A 26112-nucleotide genomic window follows, 5' to 3' on the forward strand; every position below is an offset into this window, starting at 1 on the left:
GCCGCCTCACTTCCAGTCCTTGTTCTTCCAGTCGCCGATCACCGGCGGGGCGACGACCTCGTCGGGTGCGAAGAACGACGGATCGTCCGACTCGACGAAGCTCGCGATCTTGTGTTCCTTGTCCTCCGGGCCCTTGCCGCCCTTGCCGCCGCCCATGGCCCCCATGCCGGGAGCGCCGGTCGCGCCCTTGCCGCCCGCGCCCGAACCGGGGCCGCCGCGCCCGGCGACGCCTTCTTCAGCCGCGCCGGAGCCGCCCGCGCCGCTGAACGCGCCGCCGGAGCCCGGGCCGCCCTTGGCGCCGCCGAGACCGCCTGAACCGCCGCCGAGCCTGCTGCTGATGCTCTCGCCGTTGACGCCGCCGACCTTGCCGATGCCGCCGAGCTTCTCCCCGCTCGGGCCGGTGCCGCCGCCGGGGAACAGCGGTTTGCCGTCCGGGCCGATCTTGCCGGGGTTGAACGGCTTCGGCTCGTACGGCTTGATCCCGCCGGGGCCCTCGGGGATCGAGGGCTTGAACGGCTGCGGCTTGTACGGGTTCGACTTGTACGGGTCGCCGTCCTTGCCGGTCGGGAAGGACGGGATGGGCGGCGGGTTGAAGCCGGGGCCGGGGTTGCCGCCGCCAGGACCCGGGATCGGCGGGATGTTCGGCGGGTTGAAGCCGCCGCCGGGGTTGCCGCCGCCAGGGCCCGGAATGGGCGGGATGCTCGGCGGGTTGAAGCCCTGCGCCTTCGTCGCGCCCGGGTCGTTCGAGCCGGGGATGGGCGGGAAGGAGCCGCCGGGACCGCCGCCGCCCGGATTGCCGCCGGGGCCGCCCTCGGGGATCTTCAGCGACGCCGGGTCGAATTTGCGCTCGGGCTGCTGCCCGCCGGGACCGCCGTGGACGCCGCCGGGGCCGCCGTCGATCCCGCCGGGACCGCCGCCGCCCGGGCCGTACGGCTTGCCGTCCGGTCCGATCGGCCGTCCGTCGGGACCGATCGGCTGCCCGTTCGGGCCCACGGTGGTTCCCTGCGGGCCGATCGGGTTGCCGTCGGGGCCCAGCGGGCGGCCGTCCGGTCCGATGAGCTGGCCGTTCGGGCCGACCGTGGTCCCGGGCGGGCCGATCGGGTTGCCGTCGGGGCCGAGCGGACGCCCGTCCGGGCCGACCCGCACCCCGCCCGGAGCGCCCGCGCCGCCGCCGCCGGGCTTCATCGGGGTGCCCTGCGTCATGGGCCGCAACCGGTCCGTCTCGGCGGGCAGCTTCGGCGGCTCGGCGAACCGAGGCGTCGCCACCGCCCCGCCGATCGTCTGGTCGTACCGCGTCATGATCTGCGCGGCCTGGTCCCGGGCGGCCTGCTGGTCGGTGAAGGTCTTCATGGCCGACGAATAGGCCACGACGTACGCGGCCGGGTCCCGGATCGTCATCAGGACCTTGTTCGCGTCCTGCGCCGAGAACTTCACCGGCGGGTTGGCGTTCATCGCCTTCTGCGTCTCGTTGAGCGCCTGGGAGTGGACCTCCTGCTGGCGCCCGGTGAGCGACGCGCCCTGCGCGGTGGTGCCGAGCCACTTGCCGACGTTGGCGAGGTGCACGCGCGCCGCGTCGCCGGCGTCGCCCTTCCAGTTCGAGGTGCTCGCGTTGATCGCGTCGCCGAGGTTCTTCTGGTGCGTCGCCAGCTCGTTGCCGAGGCTCACCCAGGCCTCCGAGGACTCGGCCACCCCGGCCGGGTCCGCGTGCGTGGTGATGGCGTCGATCATCTGCTCGTGCGTCGCGTTCTTCCAGTCGGTGTGCGGCGCGGCGCCCGGATCGCGCATCTCGAGGTCTTTGCCGAGATGTTTCTTCGACTCGTCCAGGTTCCGCTGGTACATCGCCTGGATCAGCTGGTCGCGCGCCTTCCCCTGGACGTTCGGGAGCAGCCAGCCGTTGAACATGGCGTTGATCTTCGCGGTCGCGTCCTCGCGCAGCTGGTCGCCCGAGGCCACGTCGTCCGGGCGGACCGGGCCGATGTAGTACTTCGACGAGGGGTCCAGCGTCGGGTTGTAGAGCGCGGTGTTGCCCGGGTCGTAGTCCGTCGAGGACGGATCGGAGACGGACTCGGCGGTCGGTTGCTTCTTGTCGGCCACTGGTCTCCCCTTCAGCCCTGCTCTTGCGCGGTGCGGTGGATGCGCTCGAAGGTTTCCCTGGAGCTGTGCTCGCGCTCCTTGTAGTTCTTCTTCGCGAGCTTGATCGCCTCGACGTAGGTCGGGAACTCCTTGTGCGCCGCCTGCAGCTGGGTGACCAGGCCCTGCTGGTCGCGCGCGGTCTCGGCCATGTGCTTGCTGACGAACATCCCGGCCGGGCTCTTCGACATCGCCGGGACCCCGGCGATCTTCTCGATCAGCTGCACGTGCGCCTCCAGTGCGTCGAGCACGCCCTGGAGCGCGGCGATCATCTTGTCGCCGGTGCTGTCGTCCACCGCGAACGATCCGCGCTCGGCCAGCGTCTTCAGCTGGCGCGCGGGCAGCGAGAAGCCCACCGGGGCCACGGGGGCCATCCTCGCTTCCATCGCCATCGGTGCCTCGTCGGTCATCGGGACCTCGTTCTCCTCGTGAACTGTCGCCGCTTGCAGTGGAATAGTCAGTAAACCGCGGAAACCGCCTGCTGCACGGCGCGCTTGAGCTCGCGGTGCCCGGCGGGCACGTATTCCGCGGTCAAGTCGCCCGCCTCGCTGACGGTGGATTTGATCAGGTAGCGGCCGTCGGCGGTGTCGAGCCAGCCGATCGGGTCGCCGCCGCGCCGCTCGCCGTGCCGGCCCCAGCCGCTCACCGCGATGTGCCCGCCGCCGAGCCGCGGCTGCGCCAGCACGCGTTCGAGCACCTCGACCCCGCCGGGCGCGGGGCGGGAGACCCGCGGGTCCGGGCGGCGCGGCTGCACGCGCCCGCTGACCTCGATCATCCCGAACGCGTCGGTCTCTTCCTCGTCCTCGGCCGCCTCGGCCCGGCGGCGCGCGGTCATCGCCGACACCTCCTGCGAGGCCGCCTGCCGGATCGTGTGCGCGCCGGTGCTGGCCGGGCGCGCCTGGGGCAGCACCCCGGCGATCACCTCGACGAGTTCCTCGTCGTCGAAGAGCGAGAACAGCAGCTTGTCGGTCTTCGGGTCCTGCGTGATCCCGAGCGCCTGCCTGCCGTCGCTGAGCGCGACCACCGCGATGTCCGCGCCGAGGCCGTCGATCCCGCTGACCGCGACCGAGACCCGCGGCTTCGCGAGCAGCTCGAAGGCGGTGCGCACGTACGGGCTCAGCTCGTCGCCGACCGACAGCCTGCGCTCCTCGATCGCGTCGTTGACGATCTTCGCGATCCGCACGTACCGCTCCGGTTCCGCCGGCACAGTGCCGATCCGGAGCGGGAACTGGCGGATGTTCCCGCCGGTCGCCTCCCCGACCACCAAAGCTTCGACGACGTCGAGAACGAACTCGAACCTGTCCGCCATCCCGAGGGCATCCTTCCCACAGCCGGGTCGGGCACGACCGCTTCGGCACCCTTGTGAGTGACACCGAATTGCGTTGCCGTGCCTGGGATTCGCAATGGGGAAAGACTATCAGTCCGGCGGGGGCGGGTGATCACCACGGGGACCGCTGCCCCAATGTACCGAGGGCCGTGTCCGAACAGACACGACCTGCGGTTTCGCCGCGCGCGCCGCTTGACGGGCGGCCCGGAAGCGGCGGAAATTCCTTGATGCGAGAAAGCTGACAAAAGGCCGCCGCGCATCGCGGCGGCCCGTTGCCGTGCCCGGTTTTACCGAGTTGTTCTTCTGCCCTTCGCCGTCGTTTCGCCGGTTGGTTGCTCCACAGTGGACACGGCGTCAGGAGACGCCGCGCGCCCGTTCGATGTCCGGAGAGCGGTACATCCGCTCCGGGATCCGCGCCAGCGTCGACTCGTGCACCTGCGGCCCGAGCCCGTACAGCTTCTGGAAGCTCATGATCAGCGGCCGCCACGCGTCCGGGTCGACGTGGTCGTCGGCGCCCGGCAGCCGGATGTCGTCGTGCACGAACACCCGCTGCACGCGCACCTCCAGGCCGACGGTGCCGCCGCGCTGGGCCTCGTCGTCCTCGGCGAACGGATGCACGGACTCCAGCACGACCTCCATCGCGACCGGGCATTCGGCGACCCGGGGCGGCGCCACGGTCTCGGACGGCACCGGTGTGAGCCCCGCGCGGCCGAACTTGTCCGCGACGTGGAAGTAGCCGCGCTCCTCCTTGCGCGGCGGCACCGGATCGGATCCGGTGGTCAGCGCGAGCCGGTCGACCGCGGCGGCCATCGCCGACGACGGCAGGTTCAGCACGCCTTCGCGCGTGCGCAGGAGGTTGAGCGCGGTCTTGGAACGGGCGCCGAGGCCGAGCATCGCGCGCCAGCCGAGCCAGAACGCCGACGACATCGGGGCCAGGTTCGCCGAACCGTCCTCATTGGACGTCGAGATCAGCACCACCGGGGTGCCGAAGTACAGGATTCCGGGCTCGATCGCCGTGTGCGTAGGAAAAGTCGTGTTCACAGCGCCCAGTCTGGCTACCGCCGCCCGCACGCCGCTGGCGGAAATCAGCCGTCGCTGTCACCGGCGGGGAAAAGCTGTGAAGGACTCCTCGAGGGAATCTGATTCCCTCGAGGAGTCCTTCACGGACAGCTAGGCGATGCCAGCGGCGGCAAGGGCCCGTCCGGTGAGGACTCGGGCGAGGTGCTGGCGGTACTCGGCCGTGGCGTGCGGTTCTTCCGGCGGCGAAGTGCCCTCCGCGGCCAGTTCCGCCGCCTCCGCCGCGGTGGCCCCGTCGGCCAGCGCGCGTTCGGTGGCCGACGCCCGCAGCGGCGTGCCGCCCATGTTGATCAGGCCGACCGAACGCCCCGCGACCGCCACGCCGACGATCGCCCAGTCGATGGCCCGCCGGGTGAACTTCTCGAAGCCCCAGCCGAGCCCGGCCTGACTCGGCAGCCGGATCTCGGTGAGCAGCTCGTCCGGTTCCAGCGGCGTCGTGAACGGCCCGAGGAAGAACTCCGCGGCCGGGATCCGCCGCTCCCCCCGCGGCCCGCGCGCGACGAGCGTCCCGTCCGCCGCGAGGACCGCCGCGGGCAGGTCGGCCGCCGAGTCGGCGTGCACCAGCGACCCGCCGATCGTCCCGCGATGGCGCACCTGCGGGTCGCCGACCGACCCGGACACATGCGCGAGCAGCGGCGCGTGCTCGGCGAGCACCGGGTCGTGCTGGAGGTCGTGGTAGCGGGACAACGCCCCGATCACCACCTCGTCGCCCTCGGTCCGGACGAACTTCAGCTCCCGCAGCGGCGCGATGTCCACCACGACCTCCGGCGCGGCGAACCGGAGCTTCATCAACGGCAGCAGCGAATGCCCGCCCGCGAGCAGTTTCGCGTCCTCGCCGTGCTCGGCGAGCAGCGCGAGCGCCTCGTCCACAGTGGACGCACGCCGGTAGGCGAACCCAGCCGGGATCACTGCGCCACCTCCTGCCCGGACGCGTCGATGACGGCGCTGACGATGTTGTGGTACCCGGTGCACCGGCAGAGGTTGCCCTCCAGCGCCGCACGGGCCTCGTCGCGGGTCGGCTTCGGGTTTTCCTTCAGCAGCGACACCGTCGCCATCATCATGCCGGGCGTGCAGAACCCGCACTGCAGGCCGTGCTGCTCGCGGAACGCGCGCTGCACCGGGTGCAGGCCCTCGGTGCCCGATCCGGACGCCAGACCCTCCACAGTGGTCACTTCGTGCCCGTCCGCCTGCGCGGCGAGCACCGTGCAGGATTTCACCGATTCGCCGTCGAGCAGCACCGTGCACGCCCCGCAGGACGTGGTGTCGCAGCCGATGTTCGTGCCGGTGAGGCCCGCGGTGTCCCGCAGGTAGTGCACGAGCAGGGTGCGGTCGGGCACCTCCTGCGCGACCGTCTTCCCGTTCACCTCGATCGAGACCCGCACGTCAGTTCGCCTTCCTAGCGTCGTTCAGGGCCGTCCAGACCCGCAGCGGGGTCGTCGGCATGTCCAGGTGCGCCACGCCGAGGTGGGCGAGCGCGTCGACCACCGCGTTGTGCACCGCCGGCGTCGACCCGATGGTCGCCGCCTCGCCGATTCCCTTGACCCCCAGCAGGTTCCGGGTCGTCGGCGTCTCCATGTCCACCAGTTCGAAATCGGGCAGCTCGGGCGCGGTGACGAACGAGTAGTCGGCCAGCGTCGCCGTGGTCGGGTTGCCGTCCGCGTCGTAGCTCATCACCTCGAGCAGCGCCTGCGCGATGCCCTGGCCGAGCCCGCCGTGCCGCTGGCCGCGGAAGGTCAGCGGGTTCACGATCGGGCCCGCGTCGTCGAGCGCGACCAGCCGGCGCACCTCGACCTTGCCGGTTTCGGTGTCCACCTCGACGACCGCGAGGTGCGCGCCGAACGGGAACGTCGGGGCGCCGTCGCCGAACCAGACGTCGGCGGTGAAGCCTTCCGCCTCGGCGGCGACCCTGGCCCAGTCGAGCGTCGTGCTGGACGGCGCGCCGCGGACCTGCCAGACGCCGCGTTCGACATCCAGCTCCAGGTCGTCCGGCGCGGCTTCGAGCAGTTCGGCGGCGACCTGGCGGGCCTGCGCCACGACCTCCTCGGCCGCCTGCCGGATCGCCGAACCGCCGAGCTGCAGCGACCGCGAGCCGAACGTGCCGATCGCGCGCGGGACCTCGTCGGTGTCGCCGTGCCGCACGGTGATCTTGTCCATCGGCACGCCCAGCTGGTCCGACAGCAGCATCGCCAGCGACGTCCCGAGCCCCTGCCCGTGCGGGGAACTGCCGGTCCACGCGGTGACCGAACCGTCCGGGTGCACGTCGACTCGGCCGCTCTCGCCCGCCGCGTCGCCGCCGGTGATCTCCACGTAGGAGGCGATGCCGAGCCCCAGCGCCACCGGGTCGCCGGCCTCGCGGCGCTTCCGCTGTTCCTCGCGCAGCTGCGCGTATCCCGCCGCGTCGAGCACCTTGTCGAGCGCCGCGGCGTACTCGCCGGTGTCGTAGGAGCCGCCGGTCGGTGTCTGGTAAGGGAATTCCTCGGGCCGGATGAAGTTGACCCGCCGGACGTCGGCGGGGTCCATCCCGATTTCCGCGGCGAACAGATCGATCGCGCGCTCGACCGCGGCGGTCGCCTCCGGACGGCCCGCGCCGCGGTAGGCCGCGATCGGCGTCGTCGTGGTGACCACGCCGCGGCTGCGCGTCTGCACCACCGGGAAGCGGTAGACGCCCGGGGCCATCATCTCGGTGAGCGTCGGCAGGAACAGCGCCCGCGGGTACGCGCCGGTGTCCTGGAGGACGTCGAGCCGGTACGCCAGCACGGTTCCGTCGCGCTTGCCGCCGATGGTCACGGTGTTGCGCTGCGCGCGGCCGTGCGTCATCGAGGTGAGGTTCTCGCTGCGCGACTCGGCCCACCGCACCGCGCGACCGGCACGCTGCGACGCCCAAGCGAGCAGCACCGCTTCCGGATCCGCGCCGATCTTCGCGCCGAACCCGCCGCCGACGTCCGGCGCGATGACCCGCACCCGGTCCTCGCCGATGCCGAGCCCGCCGGCCACGATGCTGCGGCCGATCTGCGCGTTCTGCGTGGAAAGCCACAGCGTGACCCGGCCGTCCTCGCCCCACGCGACGGACGCGCCGCGCGGCTCGACCGGAGCCGGGGCCACGCGCTGGTTGAGGATGTCCTCGGTGACGACGACCTCGCAGCCCTCGAACACCGAATCGTCGAACTCCTCCGGGCCGTTCGAGTGGACCACGTTGCTGCCGTGGTCCGGGAACACCAGCGTCTCCCCGGCGAGCGCGGTGTCGAAATCCGCGACCGCTTCGAGCGGGTCGTAGTCCACATCGACCAGTTCGGCCGCGTCGGCGAGCTGGTACCGCTCCTCGGTGAGCACCAGCGCGACCGGCTCGCCGACGTACCGCACGACGTCCTTGGCCAGAAACGGCTCCGCGACCGGCCCGGCCTTGCCCGACCCGATGTCGAGATCCGCCGCGGTGTAAACGCCGACGACTCCCGGCGCGGTGCGGGCTTCCTCCACATCGACCCCGGCGATGCGCGCGTGCGCGATCGGGCTGCGCACGAAAACCGCGTGCACGGCGCCGGCGAGCGCTTCTTCCTTGAGGTCGTCGACGTACGTTCCGCCCGCGGTGATCAGCTTCTCGTCCTCGACGCGCACCACCCGGGTGCCGACAATGCTCATCTGTCCTCCTGCTCGGGTACCCCGCCGACTATGCCCGTTCGTGCGGCTGTGCGTCAGTCTCCCTTGGTTTGCCGCGCCGAAGCCGCTGTGCGGGAGCGACCCGGCTCAACCCGAGTAAGCCTGCCAAGCCAACACCGCCGCCAACGAAAGACCTCCCAAGCCGATCGCGATCCGCAACGGCGTCGCGGGCAGATAACGCACCAGCACCGAGCCCAGCCACGAACCAGCCACCGAACCGAGGCACACTGCGATCGCCGCGGGCCAGTAGACCTTGCCGGTGAACGCGAAGACCAGCGCGGCGATCAGGTTCGCGGTGCCGGTGGCGATGTTCTTCGCCGCGTTCGTGCGCGCCAGCGACTGGCTCCACACCGTCGTCAGCAGCGCGAGCATCAGCACCCCGGCCGCCGCCCCGAAGTACCCGCCGTACACGCCGACCAGGAACGCGGCGATCCCGGTGAGCGGGCCGATCCCGCGGTGTTCGCGGTGCTCGGCCATCCGCCGCAGCCGCGGACCGGCCATCAGCACGACCGACGCGCCGCCGATCAGCCACGGCACGACGACGGTGAACGCGTCCGGCGAGCTGACGAGCAGCACAAGCCCGCCGCACGCCCCGCCCGCCGTGGTGATCAGGCACAACGGCAGCAGCTGGCGGCGTTGGCCCTGCAGCTCCGGGCGGGCGCCGACGGCGGCCCCTGCGGTCGTGCCCAGCATTGCCACCGTGTTGGTCATGTTCGCGACGACCGGCGGCAGCCCGGCGGCCAGCAGCGCCGGGTACGACACCAGCGACGCGAGGCCCGCGGTCGCGCCGGTCAGCCCGGCCCCGACCCCGGCCAGCACGAGAAGCAGGAATCCGCCGGGGCCAGTGATCACGTTGTCATCTCAACACGGCGGTCTGGGCGTCTTCCGGCGGGGGACGCCATGGTGACCGCGGCCGATAGTTGTCACTGCGCGGCTCTGAGAAGGCCCTGCGTCCTTTGGGTGCCGAGCGCTTGGCGCGGAGCCGGATTGCCCCCATGCTGCCAGCGTGCCGAGCGCGCGGCCAGCCATCACGGTCCAGGTTCCCGGGCTACCCGTCGGCGGCATTCGCCTGGCGCTTTGCCGTTCGGTGGCCGGTCCGCGCTCGTATCGGCGCGTCTCGCTGGTTCAGCGTGCCTGGCGAAAGGTCACCGCTTTGTCTCTCGGGCCCGGACTTCGTGCCCGTACCGATCGGTCTGTTTGTGAACGGTCGGCGGTGTTTCCGGTGCGGGCCACACGGAGATCAGGTAGTGCTCGTTGGGGGTGTCGGCGCGCGAGTGGGGGGCGATGTCGCGGCCGCAGGCGTGCACCCGCACCCGGTAGGTGCCAGGCCCCACGTAGGCCAGTTCGTCAAGTTCCCGCGGCGGGCCGTCCATCATGTTGTGGACGAGGAGGAATCCCTCTTCGCTCTCCAGCGACACCTCGGAGACCTGGCGTAGGCAGGGCCCAGCCCGGGGACGTCCGCACCGTGGTCCGTGACGGAGAAGTGCCCGTAGTCCACGTACAGCTCAGCGGTCGCTGTCCGCACCGACTTGCTCATGCGTTCCCCCTGGCCTCGGCTAGTCGATCGTCGGTGCTCTCGCACCGCGTTTCGCGGACCCAGCTTTCCGTGCGTCACGAGGGGCCCGGAATTGTTCCGCCGGCGGGCGGCGTGTCTGCCGTTGCCCGGACGATGCAGGCGACCTCGCCCTGCGAGCCGAACTCGTGGTTCTTGATCTTGGCTAGCACGGTCTGGCAGTCGTCGGTTGTGGTGAAGATGAAGGACGGCCCGACTTGAGGGGGCTGGTCCGTGTCCGCGGCCGGGGCCGGCGGGGCCGTGCTTCCGGCGGGCGCGGCATCGGCGGCGCCGAACTGCAACAAGGAGAACACCAGAAACGACACGACGCCGGCCGCCGCCTGCCGCACGAAAAGCAGCCGTCTTCGCCCTGGTCGAAAATTGTTCCGCACTGAACAGATCCTTTCGTTGCTTTTATCGCATTAAGCCGGGAAGTTCCGCGCGCACAGTTCATGCGAGACCAGCATGGCCCGACTCGGCTCGATGTCCTCGCCGCGCAAAGTCGCCGACAATTTCCGTCAACGAACTCCTGCCGACCGGCGCGATCAAATTACAAGCACGTGTCGACAGTGCGCAATCGCATCGGACTCCGTTCGCCTGTCCTGCCCGCGCGGGCCGACTGTTCCCGGCCGCCCTCCGACGACAAGTTCCACCGCCGCGGCGGACATGCCCCAGGACCTCGTCAGTGACGATTCCTTCGGCCAGTCCGGCGATCAACGCAGTCACAGCCATCCGGGTCCGCGCTACCCCGCCGGGCCGTATAGGGCGTTATACAATCTCGTCCGCCATTGTCCGAAACCGGACGGGATCGACCCGGAGGGTTGCCCGGGCGCTCGGCCGCCGCACAGAATCCGCGTTGACAAGGTTGTCAGCGACCCTGGAGGACGCGGGATGGACGGGTTCACCCGGCGGCAGGCGCTCGGTCTCGCGGGTGCTGGCGCCGCGCTCCTCCTGACCTCGGGGACAGCGCGAGCGGCGCCCCGGTCCGCGCCGGATCCCGTCGCCGCGACGTACCTGCGGGTCCTTCTCCGGCACACCCGCTGGGCCGAGCAGCAGTTCGACCGGGCGGCCGGGATCTACCCCGCCCGCGACTTCACCTTCGCGGTCGTCCTCGGCAACGCCCTCCTGCTCACCCGCGACGGTTACGACGCCGCCATCGCCGGGGTCGACCGCGAAACTCTCCGTGCGCACACTCTCGCCACCATCAAGCACTTCGCCGCTTCGAACCGGCTCACCGGCGGCACCGAGTGGGGCCGGAAGCTGTTCTTCGACACCACTTTCCAGTCCTACTTCCAGCTCGCCGCCCGTCTCTTGTGGACAGAGCTGGACGCCGCGACGCAACGGAACGTCGAGCGCATCGCCACCGAACAGGCCGCCTACACGACCAGCCTCGGCACCGGCAACGACCCCGCCTCCGGCGACTGGACGCCCAATGGCCTGCGCGGCGGCTACGTCGGCGACACGAAGCTCGAAGAGATGGGCGTTTACGCGCAGTCGCTCGCCCCGGCGCTTGCCTGGGCGCCGAACGATCCGCGCGCTCCCGGATGGCGCGCGGCCTTCGGTTCCTGGAGCCGCAACGAGGGCGGCCTGCCCGCGGCTGATCTGGCGAATCCCCGGCTGGTCGACGGAAAACCGGTCAGCGACAACACCGCCACCAATCTGTACGACACGTTCCTCGTCGAGAACCACGGCTCGTTCGGCCCGCACTACCAGGAAGAACTCTGGCGCACGTCCGGCCGCAACGCGATGCACTTCCTCGCCGCCGGCGCCCCGCTGCCGGAGGTGCTCACCGCGCAGCCGAACGGCGAACTGCTGTGGCGCACCATGCTCCTGATGACCAGCGACGCGGGCGAACCACTGATGCCGATGGTCGCCGACCGCGAACACCTCTACGGCCGCGACGTCATCCCGCTCGCTTTCCGCGCCCAGGTGCTCGGCGACCGCTACGCCGCCTACGCCGAGGCCCAGCTGGCCGCGCGGCTGGAGCCGTACCAGGCGTACCCGCCGGTCGACCGGATCACGAAGTTCTCCGGCGAACCCAAGTACGAACCGGAAGCCCGCGCCGAACTCGCCATCAGCTATCTGCTGCACGAATGGCGCGCCGATAGCGGAGGCCCGACCAGTGCGGTGCGCAAGGAAGAATTCGACGCCCACGCCGCTCGCGCCGCCGATTTCGGCACCGGGCCGGGGCTGCTGGCGCACCGCTCCCCCGCCGCGTGGGCCGCGACCGTCAGCAAACCCGGTTTCGTGAAATTCGCCTGGCAGCCGAACCACGACGACTGGCTGTTCGTGCTCGGCGGAGCGAACCCGATGCTGCTGCCCGCCACGAACATCGCCGTGCGCGAACGCCATGCCACGACGTATCGGAAGGTCCGCGACGGATTCGATGGCACCGTCGGCGTCCTGCGGTTCGACACCGGGTACGCCGCGCTCGCGACTCTTCCCACCGGTGCCGCGGTCTACGCCAGCACTGGTGTCGCGGCGGATGAAGGCGTGCTCAACGTCTACAACCTTGCCATGCCAGGCGTTCCCGGCCTCGACGGCGACCGCACCTACACCGCCGCCGAGGGTTCCGTGACGCTCCCGGCGCAGTCCGGGTCGACCGGTGCCCGCACTGATGAATTGGGCTTCGCTCCGGTGACCGCGCGGCACGTACGGATGCTTGGCGTACAGCCGGATCCGCAGTACGGATACTCGCTCTGGTCGTTCGAAATCCATGACGGCGACGGGCCGGACCTCGCGCTGACGGGAACCGCGTCCGCGTCGTCAGCCGCGCCGGGCAAGGAGGCGAAGTACGCCACCGACGGCAATTCCGCGACGCGCTGGGCAGTGTCCACATCGGACCGCCCGCGCGCGGACAGCTGGCTGGCCGTCGATCTCGGGACACCGCAACGGTTCAGCAGTGTGCGCCTGAGCTGGGAGGCCGCCGCTGGACGGAAGTACCGGATCGAAACCTCGTCCGACGGTGCCACGTGGACCCCAGTCGCGACCTACCCGACGCCCGCGCTGCACAGCACCGGCGGCTGGCTGGACATCGACGGCCGGGCCGGGATCGTCGTCACCAGCCCGAATCCGCTCACCGTTACGAGCGACCACGTCACGCTTTCCGCCGGTCCGCCCGCACCGCTGCTGGCCGAGCTGTATCCCGGCCGCGCGAACCTGCCGAAGCTCGCTCGTCGGGCCCGCGCCACCGCAACCGGAATCCACGCGAGCGTCACGGACGATTTCCTAGTGCTGGCAAACCTTTCCGCCACCGCCACGTCCGGAACGGCCGTGCTGCCACAGGATCGCACCGCGCTGCTGCTGTACCGAGGCGCGCAGAAAGTCACCGCGTCCGGCAGTTCGTTCAGCTACGAACTGGCTGCTGCCGAAGGCCGGATCGAACCGCCCCGCTTCACCGTGCGCGGCATGTCCGGCACCGCCGTACCGCCCGGCTTGACCGCCGTCGTACGCGACGCCAGCCGCGTCGATCTGACCGCACCGCCGGGACTGCTCCCGACAGTCGTGACCGTCACCCCGACGGGCGGCCGTCCGCGCACAGTCGCGTTACCGCCGCGCCACACCGTGCCCGTCGTCTTCGCCGGAACGCGGCCGTACCCGCTGAACGACCGCGCGCTAGGAGCCGTGACTTTCCCGGCCGAACCGCTGCCGCCCGGGATGACCAGCCCGGACGCCGCCGTCGACGACAACCCGGCGACAGCGTGGCAACCCGGCCCCGGCGGCCGGTTGGTGGTGGACCTCGGCGCACCGCTGCCGATCGCGACCGCCGAACTCGCCTGGACGGCTGGACGAATCCCCGCCACCGTCGTCGAGACCAGTACCGACGGCGTGACCTACACCGAAGTCGCCCGTCCCGACCGAAAACGCACCGTCTCCGTCGCACTCACCAAACCAGTCCGCTACCTAGCCGTCCACACCCCAGACTGGCGACCAGGAGACGCCAACCTCACCCGAATCTCCGCCCTCACACCGCCGAACTAGCCGACCAGTCCTCGAACGGCAACGCGAGCGTGTGCCCGGTCTGCTCGGCTTTCGCGCGCAGATACCGGACGTTGTTCTCGTTCGCGAAAACCCCCGTGCGGAGCTGTTCGCGCACGGCGAGGCCGTGCCGGGCCAGCTGCGCGGCCTTGTCCGGGTTGTTCGACAGCAGATCCAGCCGCTGAACGCCGAACACGGTGAGCATTTGCGCGGCGGCGGTGTAGTCGCGCGCGTCTTCCGGCAAGCCGAGCGCGGCATTAGCCGCGTAGGTGTCCAAACCGGAATCCTGCAACGCGTACGCGTCGAGCTTGTTGTACAGCCCGATTCCGCGGCCTTCCTGCCGCAGGTAGAGCAAGTACCCGCCGACCTCGGAAATCCGCGCGACCGCCTCCTCCAGCTGCGGGCCGCAATCGCAGCGCGCGGATCCGAACACGTCGCCGGTGAGGCATTCCGAATGCAGCCGCACCAACGGCACCGGACCGGGTTCCCCCAGCACGAAGGCAAGGTGCTCGAGCCCGTCGGACAGCCCCGTGAACGTGACCGCCTCCGAGGGCACCGCCGGCCCGTCGCCGAACCGCAGCGGGATCCGCACGCGAGTGCGCACCTGTGGAACAGTCGTCATCGGGCAACTCCTTTCCCCCTGAACGATTCCGACCCTACCCAGAACCACCGACAGAAACGCGTTCCCGGAGTGCGGCCGAGATCACGTAGGCTCGCGGGCATGGCCGACCGCCCGGAATTGTTCGTCCCCGAAACCGATCCCGCGCAGCTCCACGACCTGCGCGCCCGCCTGCACACGACCCGCTGGCCGGACGCCCCGGAGGACGGCTGGGCGCTCGGCGCCGACGTCGGCTACCTGCGCGAACTGATCACCTATTGGGCGGAAGAGTTCGACTGGGCGAAGCAGGAGGCCGCGCTCTCGCAACTGCCCCGCTACCGCGTCCGGCTCGGCGAATCGCGGATCCACTTCGTGCACGCCCGCGCGGTCGCGCCGCGCGGCCCGGTGCTGCCGCTGGTGCTGACCCACGGCTGGCCGGACTCGTTCTGGCGCTATTCGAAGGTCATCCCGCTGCTCACCGACCCCGGCGCGCACGGCGGAGACCCGGCGGACGCGTTCGACGTCGTCGTCCCGGACATGCCCGGCTACGGCTATTCCGACCGCCCCACCGGCCCGGCGCCCGATTCGATCGCCGTCGCCGGACTGTGGGCCGAACTGATGACCGTGCTCGGCTACCCGCGCTTCGCCGCGGCAGGCGGCGACATCGGCAGCGGCGTCAGCCGCTTCCTCGCCCTCGACCACCCGGACCGGGTCGTGGCCGTGCACCGGATGGACGGCGGACTGCCCGTGGTCGTCCCGGACGACGTGACGCCCGAGGAACGCGAATGGCTCCAAGACGTCACGGCCTGGGGCGCGGCCGAGGGCGCGTACGCCGCGATGCACCGGACCAAACCGCAGACCGCCGCTGTGGGGTTGACCGATTCGCCCGCCGGGCTGGCCGCGTGGATCGTGGAGAAGCTCCGCGCCTGGAGCGACTGCGACGGAGATGTCGAGCGCGCCTTCACCAAGGACGAGATTCTCACGAACATCACCATCTACTGGCTCACCGACACCATCGGCTCAGCCATGCGGATGTACCGGGCCAACGCCGCGATCCCGCCGGAGCAGTACGCCCGGCGGGTCGAGGTGCCGTCGGGATTCTCGCTGTTCCCGGCTGATCTCGTCCGCACGCCGCGCGCGTGGCTCGACCGGATGGCGAACACGGTCCGGGTCACCGAACCGGTGCGCGGCGGGCATTTCGCGCCGTTCGAGGAACCCGAGTTGTACGCGCAGGAACTGCGGGACTTCTTCCGTCCGTTCCGGACCGCTTAGCTGCCCCAGGTAGACGGCATCCACTCGGCCGCCCCCACCGGCGGCAACGCGGGCGACAGCAACGCCAGATCCGGCGGAACCAGCACCGCTGCCGAAACCAGCGCCGCCACCAGATCGTCGTCCGCGGACCCCGGACGGAACCGGAACCGCACCGAATCCAGCACCGCCGCCACGACTTCAGCAGTCCAACCGCCCTCGGGATCCAGCGCGGACAACCGGCGCGCCGCCAGCGGAACCGGCACCGGACGCGGCCGTTCCTCCCGCCGCAGGAACCCCCGCGCGACCATCGCGAGCACGAGCCGTTCGTCCGGCCGCAGCCGCCCGGCCGGGGTCGGCGTCGGCGTCCCGTCGGCGATCCGCACCTCCAGCACGTGCTCGCGGTCCCCCGAACCCCGCGCGTACACCGGGAGATAGCCAGGCGGCAGCGGGACCGGCGCGGCTCCGGCGAACAGCAACCGCGACCGCGGCAGCCGCAGCGGGACCTTGCCGGTCGCCCGCACCCACCACCGGCCCGCGAGCCGCTCCAGCACGCCGTGACAGCGGCTGACCCTCCGGTCGTCCTCGCCGAGCGGCACCGTCACCTCCGCGGTGTTCCGCCCGAACGTGACCGGCCCGCGCGCCGCCGGCGGCACCAGGACTCCCCCCGCGCGTCCCAGCACCACCAGCGTGCCCGGCGGCGACGCGAACCCGAGCGCGAGGCTCGGGTGTCCCGCGGGCAGCGTCCGCATCGCCTCCCCTGCCACGGACACCCCCCCGCGGAGCCGCTGCCGACCCCGGCCGGGCGACCGCGACGGCCCGCCGGGGGCGCGGGGCCGGATCCGCCGCGCACCGCGAGTCAACCAGGAGGTGCCGGGACCCCTCCCGGATCGTCCTCGGGTTCGAGCAGCGCCAGGTCCGGCGGGACCAGCGACGTCGACAGGAGGAGTTCCTTGATCAGGTTGTCGTTCAACGCGTTCCCGACCGGCTCGCCGACCTCTTCCCGGGTCAGCCCGGCCACCCCGGCGCGCGCCAGCCGGGCGCGCACCGCGCCGACGAGATGCTCGACGCGCTTGCCGCTCCAGCGCGCTTCCGGTTTCAGCTCGGACAACTGCTCCGCCACCTGCCGCCACGCGAGCGGCTGCGGATACTGGTCCTGCAGCAGATACCGCTGCGCCAGCGAAACCAGGACGAGCCGTTCGTCCGGGGTGAGCCGCCACATCCGCGGCGGTTCGGTGACGTCCTGCGGCCGCGAATCCGGGCGGCGGCCGTCCGCGCCCGCGACGTACACCTCCAGCAGATGCTCGCGCCCGGCCGACCCGCGCACGAACGCCGCGGTGTAGCCCTCGGCCAGCGGCACCGGTTCCTCCTCCGGGAACAGCAGCCGCGAACCGGGCAGCCGGATCGGCAGCTTCCCGGTGTTGTGGATCCACCAGGAATCCCCGCGGCGCACCAGGAATCCCTGCTGCCGGCTGACTTTCCGGTCGTCCTCGCCGACGCACACGTGCACGTCGTCGCGGTTGCGGCCGAACAACACCTGCCTGCCGTCGCGCGGCGGCATCCGCACGCCGCCGGTGACGGCGAGCGCGAAAATCGTGCCGGGCGGCGAAGGCGGGACGCCGTGCGCGAGACTGCCGTGGTCCGGGCCCAGCTCTTCCGGCGGTGCGGGAAACGCGGTCATGTCTTCGGCAGCTTTCCGGCCAGCGAACCGGCCAAGGTGGACGCCGGCGCGCACAGCCGTTCCGGCGGCCCGCCGCCCTTCACCACGACCCGCAGCCGTTCCACTCTCGGTTCCCCGTGCGCGTCGGTGTAGCGACGGTAGACGAGGACCGCCTGGCAGCTGCCGTCGGCGAAATCGTTGGTCTTGAGATACGCGTCGTGTCCGCCGATCTGCACGAGCTGGCCGGTCGTGCTGTCCGGCGGCTGGTCCCGGTCGAACATGACGGTGACCGAACGGTCGCTCGCCGGGCTCGTCCAGTCGCACCACCAGCCGCTGAAACCGCGCTCGATCCGGACCGGCGCGACGACCCCGGCCGCGGCGGAGATCGCGAGCGTGTCCAGCAGCGAGCACGCGTCCACGTACGCCAGCGAACCCGCCGGGAACGCCGCCGCGCGCGCCGGAACCCCGGCCGCCGTCATGGCTTTCGTGGCCGAAGCGACCGCGGTGTCGGCAGCCTGGCAAAGGTCGAGCTTGTAGGCGTCGTCCTGCTTCTTGGCCGTCACTTGCACCACGAACCGGTCCTGCAGCGGAATCTGCCGCACACACTGGTCCTTGTCCGAGGCGGCGAACACCGTGAACGGCCCGGACTTCGACTGCGCGCCCTCCAGCGCCGCGGCCGGCGGATCGTGCAGCTCCGCCAGGACGTCCGCCTTCAGGTCCCCCTGGTGCAGGATCACGTCGCAGCGGTTGAAGTTCCCGTAGTCCGGGACGACTTCCGGTTCGCCGAACGGTTTCAGCGGCGCGGGATCGACCACCCGGCACGGATCCGCGGCCCGCGGGTCGGGGCCGAGCCCGAGCTTCGCCTGCGCCACCGGGGCGACCGGAGGGGAGGTTTTCGCCGGGCGCGTCACGAAATACGTGGTGACCACGACCGCGACCGCCACGACGGCCACCCCGGCGATCAGCAGCCCGCGCCGCTTGCCGCGGCGCGGCGGCACCTCGACCGGCAGGGTGTCGATCCCCTCGGCCAGCAGCTCCCCCGCCGCCACCGCGGTCGGCCGCTCGGCGGGGTCGAGCCGCATCAGCCGTTCCAGTGTCGGAGCGAGCCCGTCCGCGTGCCGCGTCGGCGGGACCGTCCCCTCGGCGACCCGGCGGATCGTGGCGTACTCGTTGCCGCCCGAGAACGGCGCCTTGCCCTCGACGGCCGCGAAAAGCGTTGCCCCCAAGGAAAAAACATCCGACGCCGCGGTGGGCGCATGCCCTTGCGCGACCTCCGGGGCCAGGTAGTCCGGCGTGCCGCCGATGAGCGGCGAATCGGTCACCGTCTCGTCCGTGCGGACCGAGCGGGAGATGCCGAAGTCGGTGAGCTTCGCGCGGCCGTCCGAGGCGATCAGGACGTTGCCCGGCTTGACGTCGCGGTGCACGATGCCGTGCGCGTGGACCGCGCCGAGCGCCGCTGAGAGCTGCACGCCGATTTCGGCGACTGTGCGCGCGGGCAGTCTTCCCTCCGCGGCGAGGATTTCCGCGAGGCTGCGCGACGGGACGTACTCCATCACGAGCCACAGTTCGTCGCCGTCGGCCGCGACGTCGAAGAAGGTGACCACGTTCGGGTGCAGCACCCCGGCCGCCAGCCGGGCTTCGCGGCGCAGCGTCCGTCCGCTCACCACGTCGGACAGCCGGGCCTGTTTGAGCGCCACCTCGCGGCCGAGCCGGTCGTCGTGGGCCCGCCAGACGACGCCCATTCCGCCGCTGCCCACCCGTTCCAGCAGCCGGTACCGGTCCGCGATCAGCTGGTCCGCGTCCACCGACGCTCCCCTCGGCGTGGTCCGACCCCTGTGAGGTAACTCGCAGTAACGATACTGCATCGCCTCCGTCCGCAGAAAGCGGCCCGGGACCCCTCCCGCCGCTGCGCTCTACCTTCGCCGATGTCCCCGTCCGCGCGATCGAAGGAGTTCCGATGCGCGCCCCGACCCGCACCCTCGTCCTGGCCGCCGCCGCTCTCCTGGCGGCTGTCTTCGCCCCGGCCGCCCACGCCGCCGATTCCCGCCTGCACATCACCGCGGGCGGCACGCCGAATCAGCCGCGGGTGTACACCGGCGGTGCGAAATCCGTATCCGGCATCGACGTCGACGCCGATTGGGTCGTCCTCGACGGCTTCGTCCTCGACGAACCGTCCGCGCCCGGCGTGGAAATCCGCGGCAATCACGTGACCCTGAAGAACACCAGGATCACCGCCCCGCACGGCGGCGACGGCGACGGTATCCGGTTCTTCGGCGACTACATCGCCATCGAGCACAACACGATCAGCAAGACAGCGAACCGCGACGGCGCGCACGCCGACTGCATGCAAACTTTTTCCAGCGACAGCCCGCCGAGCAATCACATCCGGATCGAAGGAAACCGCTGCGAGAAAATCGACAACATGTGCCTGATGGCGGAAGGCCCGAACGACGGCGAGGGCGACGGAAAAGGCCACACCACCGATTTTCTCATCAAGGACAATTTTTGCGAGACGCTCGTCGCTTCGCAGACGCTGATGTTCGAGGACGTCCAGCAGGCCACCATCACCGGCAACACCTTCGCCGCGGGCCCGGACCACGCGATCGGCTTGGCGATCCACTCGACCGGCGCCCGCGTCGAAGGCAACCGCGTGGACCCGTCGATCCCGTGCGAGGTCGGCATCGACGACTCCTCGCGCGAGGGCTACGTCGGCCCGGAGCCCGCTTGCGCTCCGTGACCTATGTGGACGGTCCGGCCGACAGCGCACCGTGACTGGGACTGCCCGAATTCACGCCGGGTTCGGGCAGTCGGGTGAATCGAAGGTGACGCGGTTCACGACGCGACGGGGCGGGTACTTCCTCCGGGACGGCAGGCGGGCCGCCGAAGGAGACTTCCATGCTCAGTCACCACGAACGCGTCGAGCTGGACAAGATCGAGCGCTGGTTCGAAACCAGCGATCCGGAACTGGCCGATGCCCTGAGCCGCGGCAAACCGGTCCGCTCCGCCGCGCTGCTGACCGCGTTCGCGATCCTGCTGGACGTCGCCGCGTGCGGTCTGCTGGTGGCCGGTCTGGTCGGGGCGAGCCCAGTGCTGACAGTGTGCTCCCTGTTCGCGGCGGCGGGCGGGGTGGCGGCGCACGTCGCCGGGTGCCGCGACCGCGGGTGACGCTTTCCGCCGGAGTTACGGGCGGTTGTGGCTCGGGCTGTCCCGCGTCCAACCTGGACTGCAGCGCAATGATGCGGCACCCGGCTGCGAGCCGGGCTGGCGACAGTTCTTGGCCAGGCCGGAAACGACAAACTCCCGCATCCGGCCGAAAAGACGCTCACGCAAGCACCACGCCAGGCCGGATCGCGCTCAGCTCGGCCGCCCGGGCAAGAACGCCGCCTCGCCACCGCACCGTCCACCTCCGATCTCCCGCCGGAAACCGTCCCCGCAAGCACCGAGCCGGAGCCCGACCCGACCGCTCCAACCCTGCCTCGCCGACCAGCCCGCCGACGCACGCCCGCCAGTTCCGGATGCGCCGCCCACCCCGCGCACCGCACACTGGTCTCGTGTCCGAGTGGGTGCTGCATGTCGACCTCGACCAGTTCATCGCCGCCGTCGAGGTGGCGCGGCGGCCGGAACTGCGGGGGCGGCCGGTGATCGTCGGCGGGAACGGCGATCCCACCGAGCGCGCCGTCGTGGCCACCGCGTCTTACGAGGCGCGCGAGTTCGGCGTCGACTCCGGCATGCCGCTGCGGCTGGCCGTCAAACGCTGTCCGGACGCCGTCCTCCTCCCCGTCGACGCTCCGGCCTACCAGGAAGTCTCCGACCGCGTCATGGCGCGGCTGCGGGAGTTCCCGGCGGTCGTCGAGGTGCTCGGCTGGGACGAGGCGTTCCTCGGCGCGACCGCCGACGACCCCGAAGCGCTCGCGGCGGAAATCCGGCGCGGCGTCGAGGAGGAAACCGGGCTCTCGTCCTCGGTCGGAATCGGCGACAACAAACTCCGCGCCAAGCTTGCCACCGGTTTCGCGAAACCGGCCGGAATTTACCGGCTCACCCAGGAAAACTGGTGGGACGTGATGGCGGAAAAGCCCACCGACGCGTTGTGGGGAATCGGCCGGAAAACCGCGAAGAAGCTCGCCGAGGCCGGGTACTCCACCATTCTCGACCTCGCCGCCGCCGACCCGGACGCGCTTGCCGCGAGGTTCGGGCCGAAGCTGGGCCCGTGGTACCGCCTGCTGGCCGGCGGCATCGGTGACACCGAGGTCAGCGCGACCCCGTACGTCGCGCGTTCCCGAAGCAGGGAAACAACATTCCAGCAAGATCTCACCGACCCCGAGGCCATCGCGCGGGAGACCGCGGCCCTCGCCGCCCGCGTCGCGCAGGACGTCGCCGACGAAGGGCGTCCTGCCGCGCGCGTCGCGGTCAAGGTGCGGTTCGCGCCGTTCCTCACGCACACGCACAGCGTGACGCTCCCCGCACCGTCCTCGGATCCGGCGGAGCTCGCGGCGGCTGCCCAGGAACTGTTGGGGCGCTTCAGTTTCGGCAAACCGGTGCGGCTGCTCGGCGTCCGGGCGGAGTTCCCGCGCGCTTGACAGGCCCGGACCGGCCTTGCCAAGGTGGAACCCACGCGCCCGCCGGGGCGCGGCTCGGGGCCGAGAGGCGCTGCGACGGGGTTTCCCCGCCACGCTCGGCCCGCGAGAGTACTGGTGAAGGGCGCCTCCTGGTTCAGGAGGTGTCGCGTGCCGATGGCGATTCCGCCCCGGTCAGCACCGTCGTGCGAGGTGCGCCGTGTGGTCGGAGACCAACTCGATCGTATCGGGCACAACCCGCCGGATCCGCTGGAAAACCTGCTCTCGCACCGAAGTCGGCAGGATCAGGTATGCCGAGACGGTGGAAAGCAGGCCGACGAGGTCGTCCGCGCTCAGCGTCATGCGCTGCCGGACGACGACTTGGCGGACGTCGGCGAACAACTCCGACTGCTCGAGTTCCGTGCCCGGCCACTGCAGTTCGTTCTCCGGCGGCGTGCCGTCCGGCGACGGGAACTGCGCGGTCTCCAGAAACGGAGCCTGAGCCTCCTCGATCGCTTTCCGCACCGCGGGATCCGCCGGTTCGACGGGTCCGCCGAACGACGCGAACACCCCGCCCGGAGCGAGCAGGGCGGCGATGCGCGGCCACCGCCCGGCCGGGTCGGTCCAGTGCAGCGCCGCGGCCGAGTACACGAGTCCGTACTGCCGGTCCGGCCGCAGGTCTTCCAGCGCGCCCTCGCGGGTCACCACATCGGCGGGCACGTGTTCGCGCAGTTCGGCCAGCATCGCCGGATCCGGGTCGGTCGCGGTGACCGCGATCCCCCGCGCCGCGAACACCCGGGTCATTTTCCCTGTCCCGGCCCCGATTTCGAGCGCGTCGACCACCGGCGCGCCCGCGTAGTCCAGCACCCTCTCGGCTAGTTCGGCGGGGTACCCCGGGCGGAACCGCTCGTACGCCGCGGCCACCGACCCAAAACTCAACGCGCGCTCAGTCATGCCCGTCATTCTGGCCTGACCCGCACCGCGCACGCCTTCCTTTTTCGGGCGCCGGCACGGCGCCCGCGCTCCATTCTGCCCGAAAACCCTGGAAAGGACCGGAAAAATGTCGCCCACCCTGCGTACCGCCGACGGCCTGGAGTTCGCGGTCGCCGACCTGTCGCTCGCCGCGGCCGGACGCATCCAGCTCGACCTCGCCGAGCACGAGATGCCCGGCCTGATGGCCATCCGCCGCGAGTTCGCGGAGTCCCAGCCGCTCAAGGGCGCGCGCATCGCCGGCTCGCTGCACATGACCGTGCAGACCGCGGTGCTGATCGAAACGCTCGTCGCGCTCGGCGCCGAGGTGCGCTGGGTGTCCTGCAACATCTTCTCCACCCAGGACGAGGCGGCCGCGGCTGTCGTCGTCGGTCCGAACGGGACGGTCGAGCACCCCGAAGGCACCGCGGTGTTCGCGTGGAAGGGCGAAACTCTCGACGAGTACTGGTGGTGCACCGACCAGCTGTTCCGCTTCCCCGGCGGCGAACCGCCGAACATGATCCTCGACGACGGCGGCGACGCGACCCTGCTCGTCCACAAGGGAGCCGAGTTCGAGAAGGCGGGCGCGGTGCCCGCCGCGCACGAGGACGACCCGGAGGACTACCGGATCCTGCTGCGCACCCTGACCGCCAGCCTGGCCGAGGACCCGCGGCGGTTCACCCGGATCGCCGGCGCGATGCGCGGGGTCACCGAGGAGACCACCGCCGGCGTGAACCGGCTGTACCAGCTCGCCGCCAACGGCGAACTGCTGTTCCCGGCGATGAACGTCAACGACTCGGTCACCAAGTCGAAGTTCGACAACAAGTACGGAATCCGCCATTCGCTCCCGGACGGCCTCAACCGCGGCACGGACGTGATGATCGGCGGGAAGTACGCCGTCGTGTGCGGGTACGGCGACGTCGGCAAGGGCGCGGTCGAGGCGTTGCGCGGACAGGGCGCGCGCGTCGTCGTGACCGAGATCGACCCGATCTGCGCGCTGCAGGCCGCGATGGACGGGCTCGACGTGGTGGAACTCGACGACGTCGTGGAGCGCGCCGACATCTTCCTCACCACCACGGGCAACTTCGGCATCATCTCCGCCGCGCAGATGGCGCGGATGAAGCACCAGGCCATCGTCGCGAACGTCGGGCACTTCGACAACGAGATCGACATGGCCGGGCTGGCGAAGCTCCCGGGCATCGTGAAGACCGAGGTCAAACCGCAGGTGCACACGTGGCGGTTCCCGGACGGCCGCGCGATCATTGTGCTGTCCGAGGGCAGGCTGATGAACCTCGGCAACGCGACCGGGCACCCGTCGTTCGTGATGTCCGCTTCGTTCGCGAACCAGGTGCTCGCGCAGATCGAACTGTTCACCAAGCCGGGCGACTATGCGAACGACGTGTTCCGGCTGCCGAAGCACCTCGACGAGAAGGTCGCGCGGCTGCACCTGGGCGCGCTCGGCGTCCGGCTGACGAAGCTCAGCAAGGAGCAGGCGGAGTACATCGGCGTGGACGTGGACGGTCCGTACAAACTGGACCATTACCGCTACTGAAACCAAGAACGCCGGATGCCGCCGGACGGAGCAGGGGCTGCGCCGAATGCCCCCGTTTCCGCCCGGCGCGCGGCGGCGATCCTCCTGGAGTGCGCACCGACTGCCCGGCACCCGCCCGCTGCCTCAAGGAGAACGGCTCGCGCTCGCTCTCGGACTCATCCTGCTCGTGCTCGGCGTCCCGGCGCTGTGGACGGTCGGGATCATCCTCGCCGCGTCGGCGGCCGGGCGCACTGGTACTGAGCGGCTGCCGGGCGATCCGGCGCGTGCGCGCTGAAAGGGGTCCTCCGGCTCCGAGGGGGAGGGAGAGCCGAAGGACCCCCGGTAGTGTTAGCACACTGCCAAGCAGCTTGTACACGTCCCGGTACCCGATCGGGTACCGCCGCGCCGGACGCGCAGCGTGACGCCGCGCGGGACCGCCGGGGGTCAGGAAGCCTGCCGCAGCAGGGGTTTCCCCGCTCCGGTGCAGGCGCAGTCCGCGTCGAGGGTGTGACAGTCGATGATCAGGCCGTGCCGGACCCGGTCGAGGTCCAGGCAGGACGGGTCCGTGCACTCGGCGAACCCGCGGTCCGGGTGGACCACCAGGGTTCCGTGACAGTGGTCGATGCCGCTCGTGCAGAACGCGCACTCCATGCTCAGCCGCCTTCCGCTCAGGTTTTCGAATCCCCGGTGCCAGGTGCTCCGGGGCCGGACTCCTCTTTGGTACCACTGGAAAACTCGCCGTCGCAGGATACCTGGCGGCGTGTCGGCCTCCCCGGTCCGGTGAAGTCGGCCGCACGTGCTCACCGGGCGTGACGATCGGCATTTTCCGGACGGCGGCGGAGAAAATTCACTGTTCCGCGCTGTGGAACATCCTTGCCCGGAGTTCGCCCGCGCGGTACCGGCGAAACCCGGCTTCGCGCCGGTCAGGCGCTTTTCGGCCGCCGGGCCCGCGAGGCCGGTTTCTTCGCCGCCGCTTTGCCGTCGCCGGCGGCCTTTTTCGTCTCCTTGGCGGGCCCGCGGGTCTTCTTCGCCGCCGACACGCTCGCCTCCAGCGCCGCCATCAGGTCGACGACCTCGGCCTTCTCCCCCTGTTTCGGCGCGCCGACCGTCTCGCCGCCGCCCGCCTTCGCCTCGATCATCGATTCGAGCGCTTCCCGGTAGGAGTCCGAGTATTTCTCCGGTTCGAACACCGGCTCGGACAGCGAGTCGATCAGCGACCCCGCCATCGTCACCTCCTGCGGGCGGACCTGCGGCGGATCCTCGCGCAGGAACGGGAAATCCGGGACCCGCACCTCGTCGGCCCACAGCATCGTCGTCATCACGAGCACGTCGTCCACGACGCGCAGCAGCGCCAGGCTCTCCCGCTGGCGCACCGCGACCTTCGCGATGGCCACCTGGCTGGCCTTCTGCAGCGCGTCGCGCAGCACGATGTAGGGCTTGACCGCGTTCTTCTGCGGCTCGAGGTAGTAGGTGCGGTCGAACCGGATCGGGTCGATCGACTCCAGCGGCACGAATTCGAGCACGTCGATCGAACGCTGGGTGGGCAGCGGCAGTTCGGCGAGGTCGGCGTCGGTGATCACGACCATCTCGCCGTCGGGCAGTTCGTACCCCTTGGCGATGTCGGAGTAGAGCACCTCTTCGCCGTCGATCGAGCAGAACCGCTTGTACTGGATCCGCCCGCCGTCGGCGACGTGCACCTGGCGCAGCGACACGTTCTTGTTCTCGGTCGCCGCGTACAGCTGGATCGGGATGCTGACCAGCCCGAAGGACACCGAGCCCTTCCACATCGACCGCATGCCGCGCACCTCCGCCGAGTTCGCCGGTACGTATTCACG

24 protein-coding genes are annotated in these 26112 nt (G+C 70.9%); 7 read left to right on the forward strand and 17 right to left on the reverse strand.

Annotated elements, in window-relative coordinates; translation table 11 throughout:
* Window positions 1–6: 6 nt before the first annotated feature.
* The 10 genes from ACFORO_RS11690 to ACFORO_RS11735 all read right to left on the reverse strand — a co-directional run bounded on the left by ACFORO_RS11690 (window position 7) and on the right by ACFORO_RS11735 (window position 10090).
* Window positions 7–2094, reverse strand: a complete 2088-nt coding sequence (locus ACFORO_RS11690; protein ID WP_377896547.1) for a PPE domain-containing protein — start codon at window positions 2092–2094, stop codon at window positions 7–9.
* 11 nt (window positions 2095–2105) lie between these two features.
* On the reverse strand, window positions 2106–2540 hold the full coding sequence (locus ACFORO_RS11695; RefSeq protein WP_354746651.1) for a hypothetical protein: 435 nt from the start codon (window positions 2538–2540) through the stop codon (window positions 2106–2108).
* A 47-nt stretch (window positions 2541–2587) separates the two neighbouring features.
* Window positions 2588–3439, reverse strand: a complete 852-nt coding sequence (locus tag ACFORO_RS11700; RefSeq protein WP_377870185.1) for an ESX secretion-associated protein EspG — start codon at window positions 3437–3439, stop codon at window positions 2588–2590.
* 372 nt (window positions 3440–3811) lie between these two features.
* Window positions 3812–4498: a flavin reductase family protein gene (locus tag ACFORO_RS11705; protein ID WP_354746647.1), complete on the reverse strand. Its 687-nt coding sequence runs from the start codon at window positions 4496–4498 to the stop codon at window positions 3812–3814.
* Between the two features lie 129 nt (window positions 4499–4627).
* Window positions 4628–5443 (reverse strand): FAD binding domain-containing protein, encoded by an 816-nt coding sequence (locus ACFORO_RS11710; protein ID WP_377870184.1) that lies wholly within the window; start codon window positions 5441–5443, stop codon window positions 4628–4630.
* Window positions 5440–5916: a (2Fe-2S)-binding protein gene (locus ACFORO_RS11715; protein ID WP_377870183.1), complete on the reverse strand. Its 477-nt coding sequence runs from the start codon at window positions 5914–5916 to the stop codon at window positions 5440–5442. Before ACFORO_RS11715 ends, ACFORO_RS11710 begins: the two co-directional genes overlap by 4 nt.
* Window position 5917: 1 nt before the next feature.
* Window positions 5918–8170 (reverse strand): xanthine dehydrogenase family protein molybdopterin-binding subunit, encoded by a 2253-nt coding sequence (locus tag ACFORO_RS11720; RefSeq protein ID WP_377896548.1) that lies wholly within the window; start codon window positions 8168–8170, stop codon window positions 5918–5920.
* 105 nt (window positions 8171–8275) lie between these two features.
* Complete coding sequence (locus tag ACFORO_RS11725; protein ID WP_377870182.1) at window positions 8276–9040, reverse strand: sulfite exporter TauE/SafE family protein; 765 nt, start codon at window positions 9038–9040, stop codon at window positions 8276–8278.
* Window positions 9041–9333: 293 nt separating this feature from the next.
* A complete protein-coding gene (locus tag ACFORO_RS11730; RefSeq protein ID WP_377870181.1) occupies window positions 9334–9606 on the reverse strand; it encodes a hypothetical protein in 273 nt (90 codons plus the stop codon).
* 193 nt (window positions 9607–9799) lie between these two features.
* Window positions 9800–10090, reverse strand: a complete 291-nt coding sequence (locus ACFORO_RS11735; protein ID WP_377870180.1) for a hypothetical protein — start codon at window positions 10088–10090, stop codon at window positions 9800–9802.
* Between the two features lie 541 nt (window positions 10091–10631).
* Here ACFORO_RS11735 and ACFORO_RS11740 point away from each other — a divergent pair.
* Window positions 10632–13721 carry a discoidin domain-containing protein gene (locus tag ACFORO_RS11740; RefSeq protein WP_377870179.1) on the forward strand — a complete coding sequence of 1030 codons (3090 nt, stop codon included), beginning with the start codon at window positions 10632–10634 and terminating at the stop codon, window positions 13719–13721.
* On the opposite strand, the gene ACFORO_RS11745 is transcribed toward ACFORO_RS11740, so the two are convergent.
* Entirely contained in the window at window positions 13705–14340 is a 636-nt protein-coding gene (locus ACFORO_RS11745; protein ID WP_377870178.1) for a GTP cyclohydrolase II, read from the reverse strand. The two genes, ACFORO_RS11740 and ACFORO_RS11745, sit on opposite strands and share 17 nt — an antisense overlap.
* A gap of 99 nt (window positions 14341–14439) precedes the next feature.
* On the opposite strand from ACFORO_RS11745, the gene ACFORO_RS11750 reads away from it, so the two are divergent.
* Window positions 14440–15588, forward strand: a complete 1149-nt coding sequence (locus ACFORO_RS11750; protein ID WP_377870177.1) for an epoxide hydrolase family protein — start codon at window positions 14440–14442, stop codon at window positions 15586–15588.
* Here ACFORO_RS11750 and ACFORO_RS11755 read toward each other — a convergent pair.
* The 3 genes from ACFORO_RS11755 to ACFORO_RS11765 all read right to left on the reverse strand — a co-directional run bounded on the left by ACFORO_RS11755 (window position 15585) and on the right by ACFORO_RS11765 (window position 19029).
* Window positions 15585–16316, reverse strand: coding sequence for an FHA domain-containing protein (locus ACFORO_RS11755; protein WP_377870175.1), 732 nt, complete (start codon window positions 16314–16316; stop codon window positions 15585–15587). The genes ACFORO_RS11750 and ACFORO_RS11755 overlap by 4 nt on opposite strands.
* 107 nt (window positions 16317–16423) lie before the next feature.
* On the reverse strand, window positions 16424–17245 hold the full coding sequence (locus ACFORO_RS11760; protein ID WP_354746626.1) for an FHA domain-containing protein: 822 nt from the start codon (window positions 17243–17245) through the stop codon (window positions 16424–16426).
* Complete coding sequence (locus ACFORO_RS11765; RefSeq protein ID WP_377870174.1) at window positions 17242–19029, reverse strand: serine/threonine-protein kinase; 1788 nt, start codon at window positions 19027–19029, stop codon at window positions 17242–17244. The genes ACFORO_RS11760 and ACFORO_RS11765 overlap by 4 nt, the downstream gene beginning before the upstream one ends.
* A gap of 152 nt (window positions 19030–19181) precedes the next feature.
* Between ACFORO_RS11765 and ACFORO_RS11770 the strand changes: the two genes are divergently transcribed.
* The 3 genes from ACFORO_RS11770 to ACFORO_RS11780 all read left to right on the forward strand — a co-directional run bounded on the left by ACFORO_RS11770 (window position 19182) and on the right by ACFORO_RS11780 (window position 21801).
* Window positions 19182–19961 carry a right-handed parallel beta-helix repeat-containing protein gene (locus ACFORO_RS11770; RefSeq protein ID WP_377870173.1) on the forward strand — a complete coding sequence of 260 codons (780 nt, stop codon included), beginning with the start codon at window positions 19182–19184 and terminating at the stop codon, window positions 19959–19961.
* A 158-nt stretch (window positions 19962–20119) separates the two neighbouring features.
* Window positions 20120–20389, forward strand: a complete 270-nt coding sequence (locus ACFORO_RS11775) for a DUF3040 domain-containing protein (protein WP_377870172.1) — start codon at window positions 20120–20122, stop codon at window positions 20387–20389.
* Between the two features lie 350 nt (window positions 20390–20739).
* Window positions 20740–21801 (forward strand): DNA polymerase IV, encoded by a 1062-nt coding sequence (locus tag ACFORO_RS11780; protein WP_377870171.1) that lies wholly within the window; start codon window positions 20740–20742, stop codon window positions 21799–21801.
* A gap of 171 nt (window positions 21802–21972) precedes the next feature.
* Here the strand turns inward: ACFORO_RS11780 and ACFORO_RS11785 are convergent, their stop codons facing one another.
* Window positions 21973–22731 carry a class I SAM-dependent methyltransferase gene (locus tag ACFORO_RS11785; protein WP_377870170.1) on the reverse strand — a complete coding sequence of 253 codons (759 nt, stop codon included), beginning with the start codon at window positions 22729–22731 and terminating at the stop codon, window positions 21973–21975.
* Between the two features lie 106 nt (window positions 22732–22837).
* Between ACFORO_RS11785 and ahcY the strand changes: the two genes are divergently transcribed.
* Window positions 22838–24298, forward strand: a complete 1461-nt coding sequence (gene ahcY / locus ACFORO_RS11790; protein ID WP_377870169.1) for an adenosylhomocysteinase — start codon at window positions 22838–22840, stop codon at window positions 24296–24298.
* A gap of 46 nt (window positions 24299–24344) precedes the next feature.
* Complete coding sequence (locus ACFORO_RS11795; protein WP_377870167.1) at window positions 24345–24572, forward strand: hypothetical protein; 228 nt, start codon at window positions 24345–24347, stop codon at window positions 24570–24572.
* A 149-nt stretch (window positions 24573–24721) separates the two neighbouring features.
* On the opposite strand, the gene ACFORO_RS11800 is transcribed toward ACFORO_RS11795, so the two are convergent.
* Complete coding sequence (locus ACFORO_RS11800; protein ID WP_354746612.1) at window positions 24722–24928, reverse strand: hypothetical protein; 207 nt, start codon at window positions 24926–24928, stop codon at window positions 24722–24724.
* A 272-nt stretch (window positions 24929–25200) separates the two neighbouring features.
* Window positions 25201–26073, reverse strand: a complete 873-nt coding sequence (ku, locus tag ACFORO_RS11805; RefSeq protein ID WP_377870166.1) for a non-homologous end joining protein Ku — start codon at window positions 26071–26073, stop codon at window positions 25201–25203.
* Window positions 26074–26112 lie beyond the last annotated feature (39 nt).

Source organism: Amycolatopsis halotolerans, from assembly GCF_042647905.1.
Lineage (GTDB): Bacteria > Actinomycetota > Actinomycetes > Mycobacteriales > Pseudonocardiaceae > Amycolatopsis > Amycolatopsis halotolerans.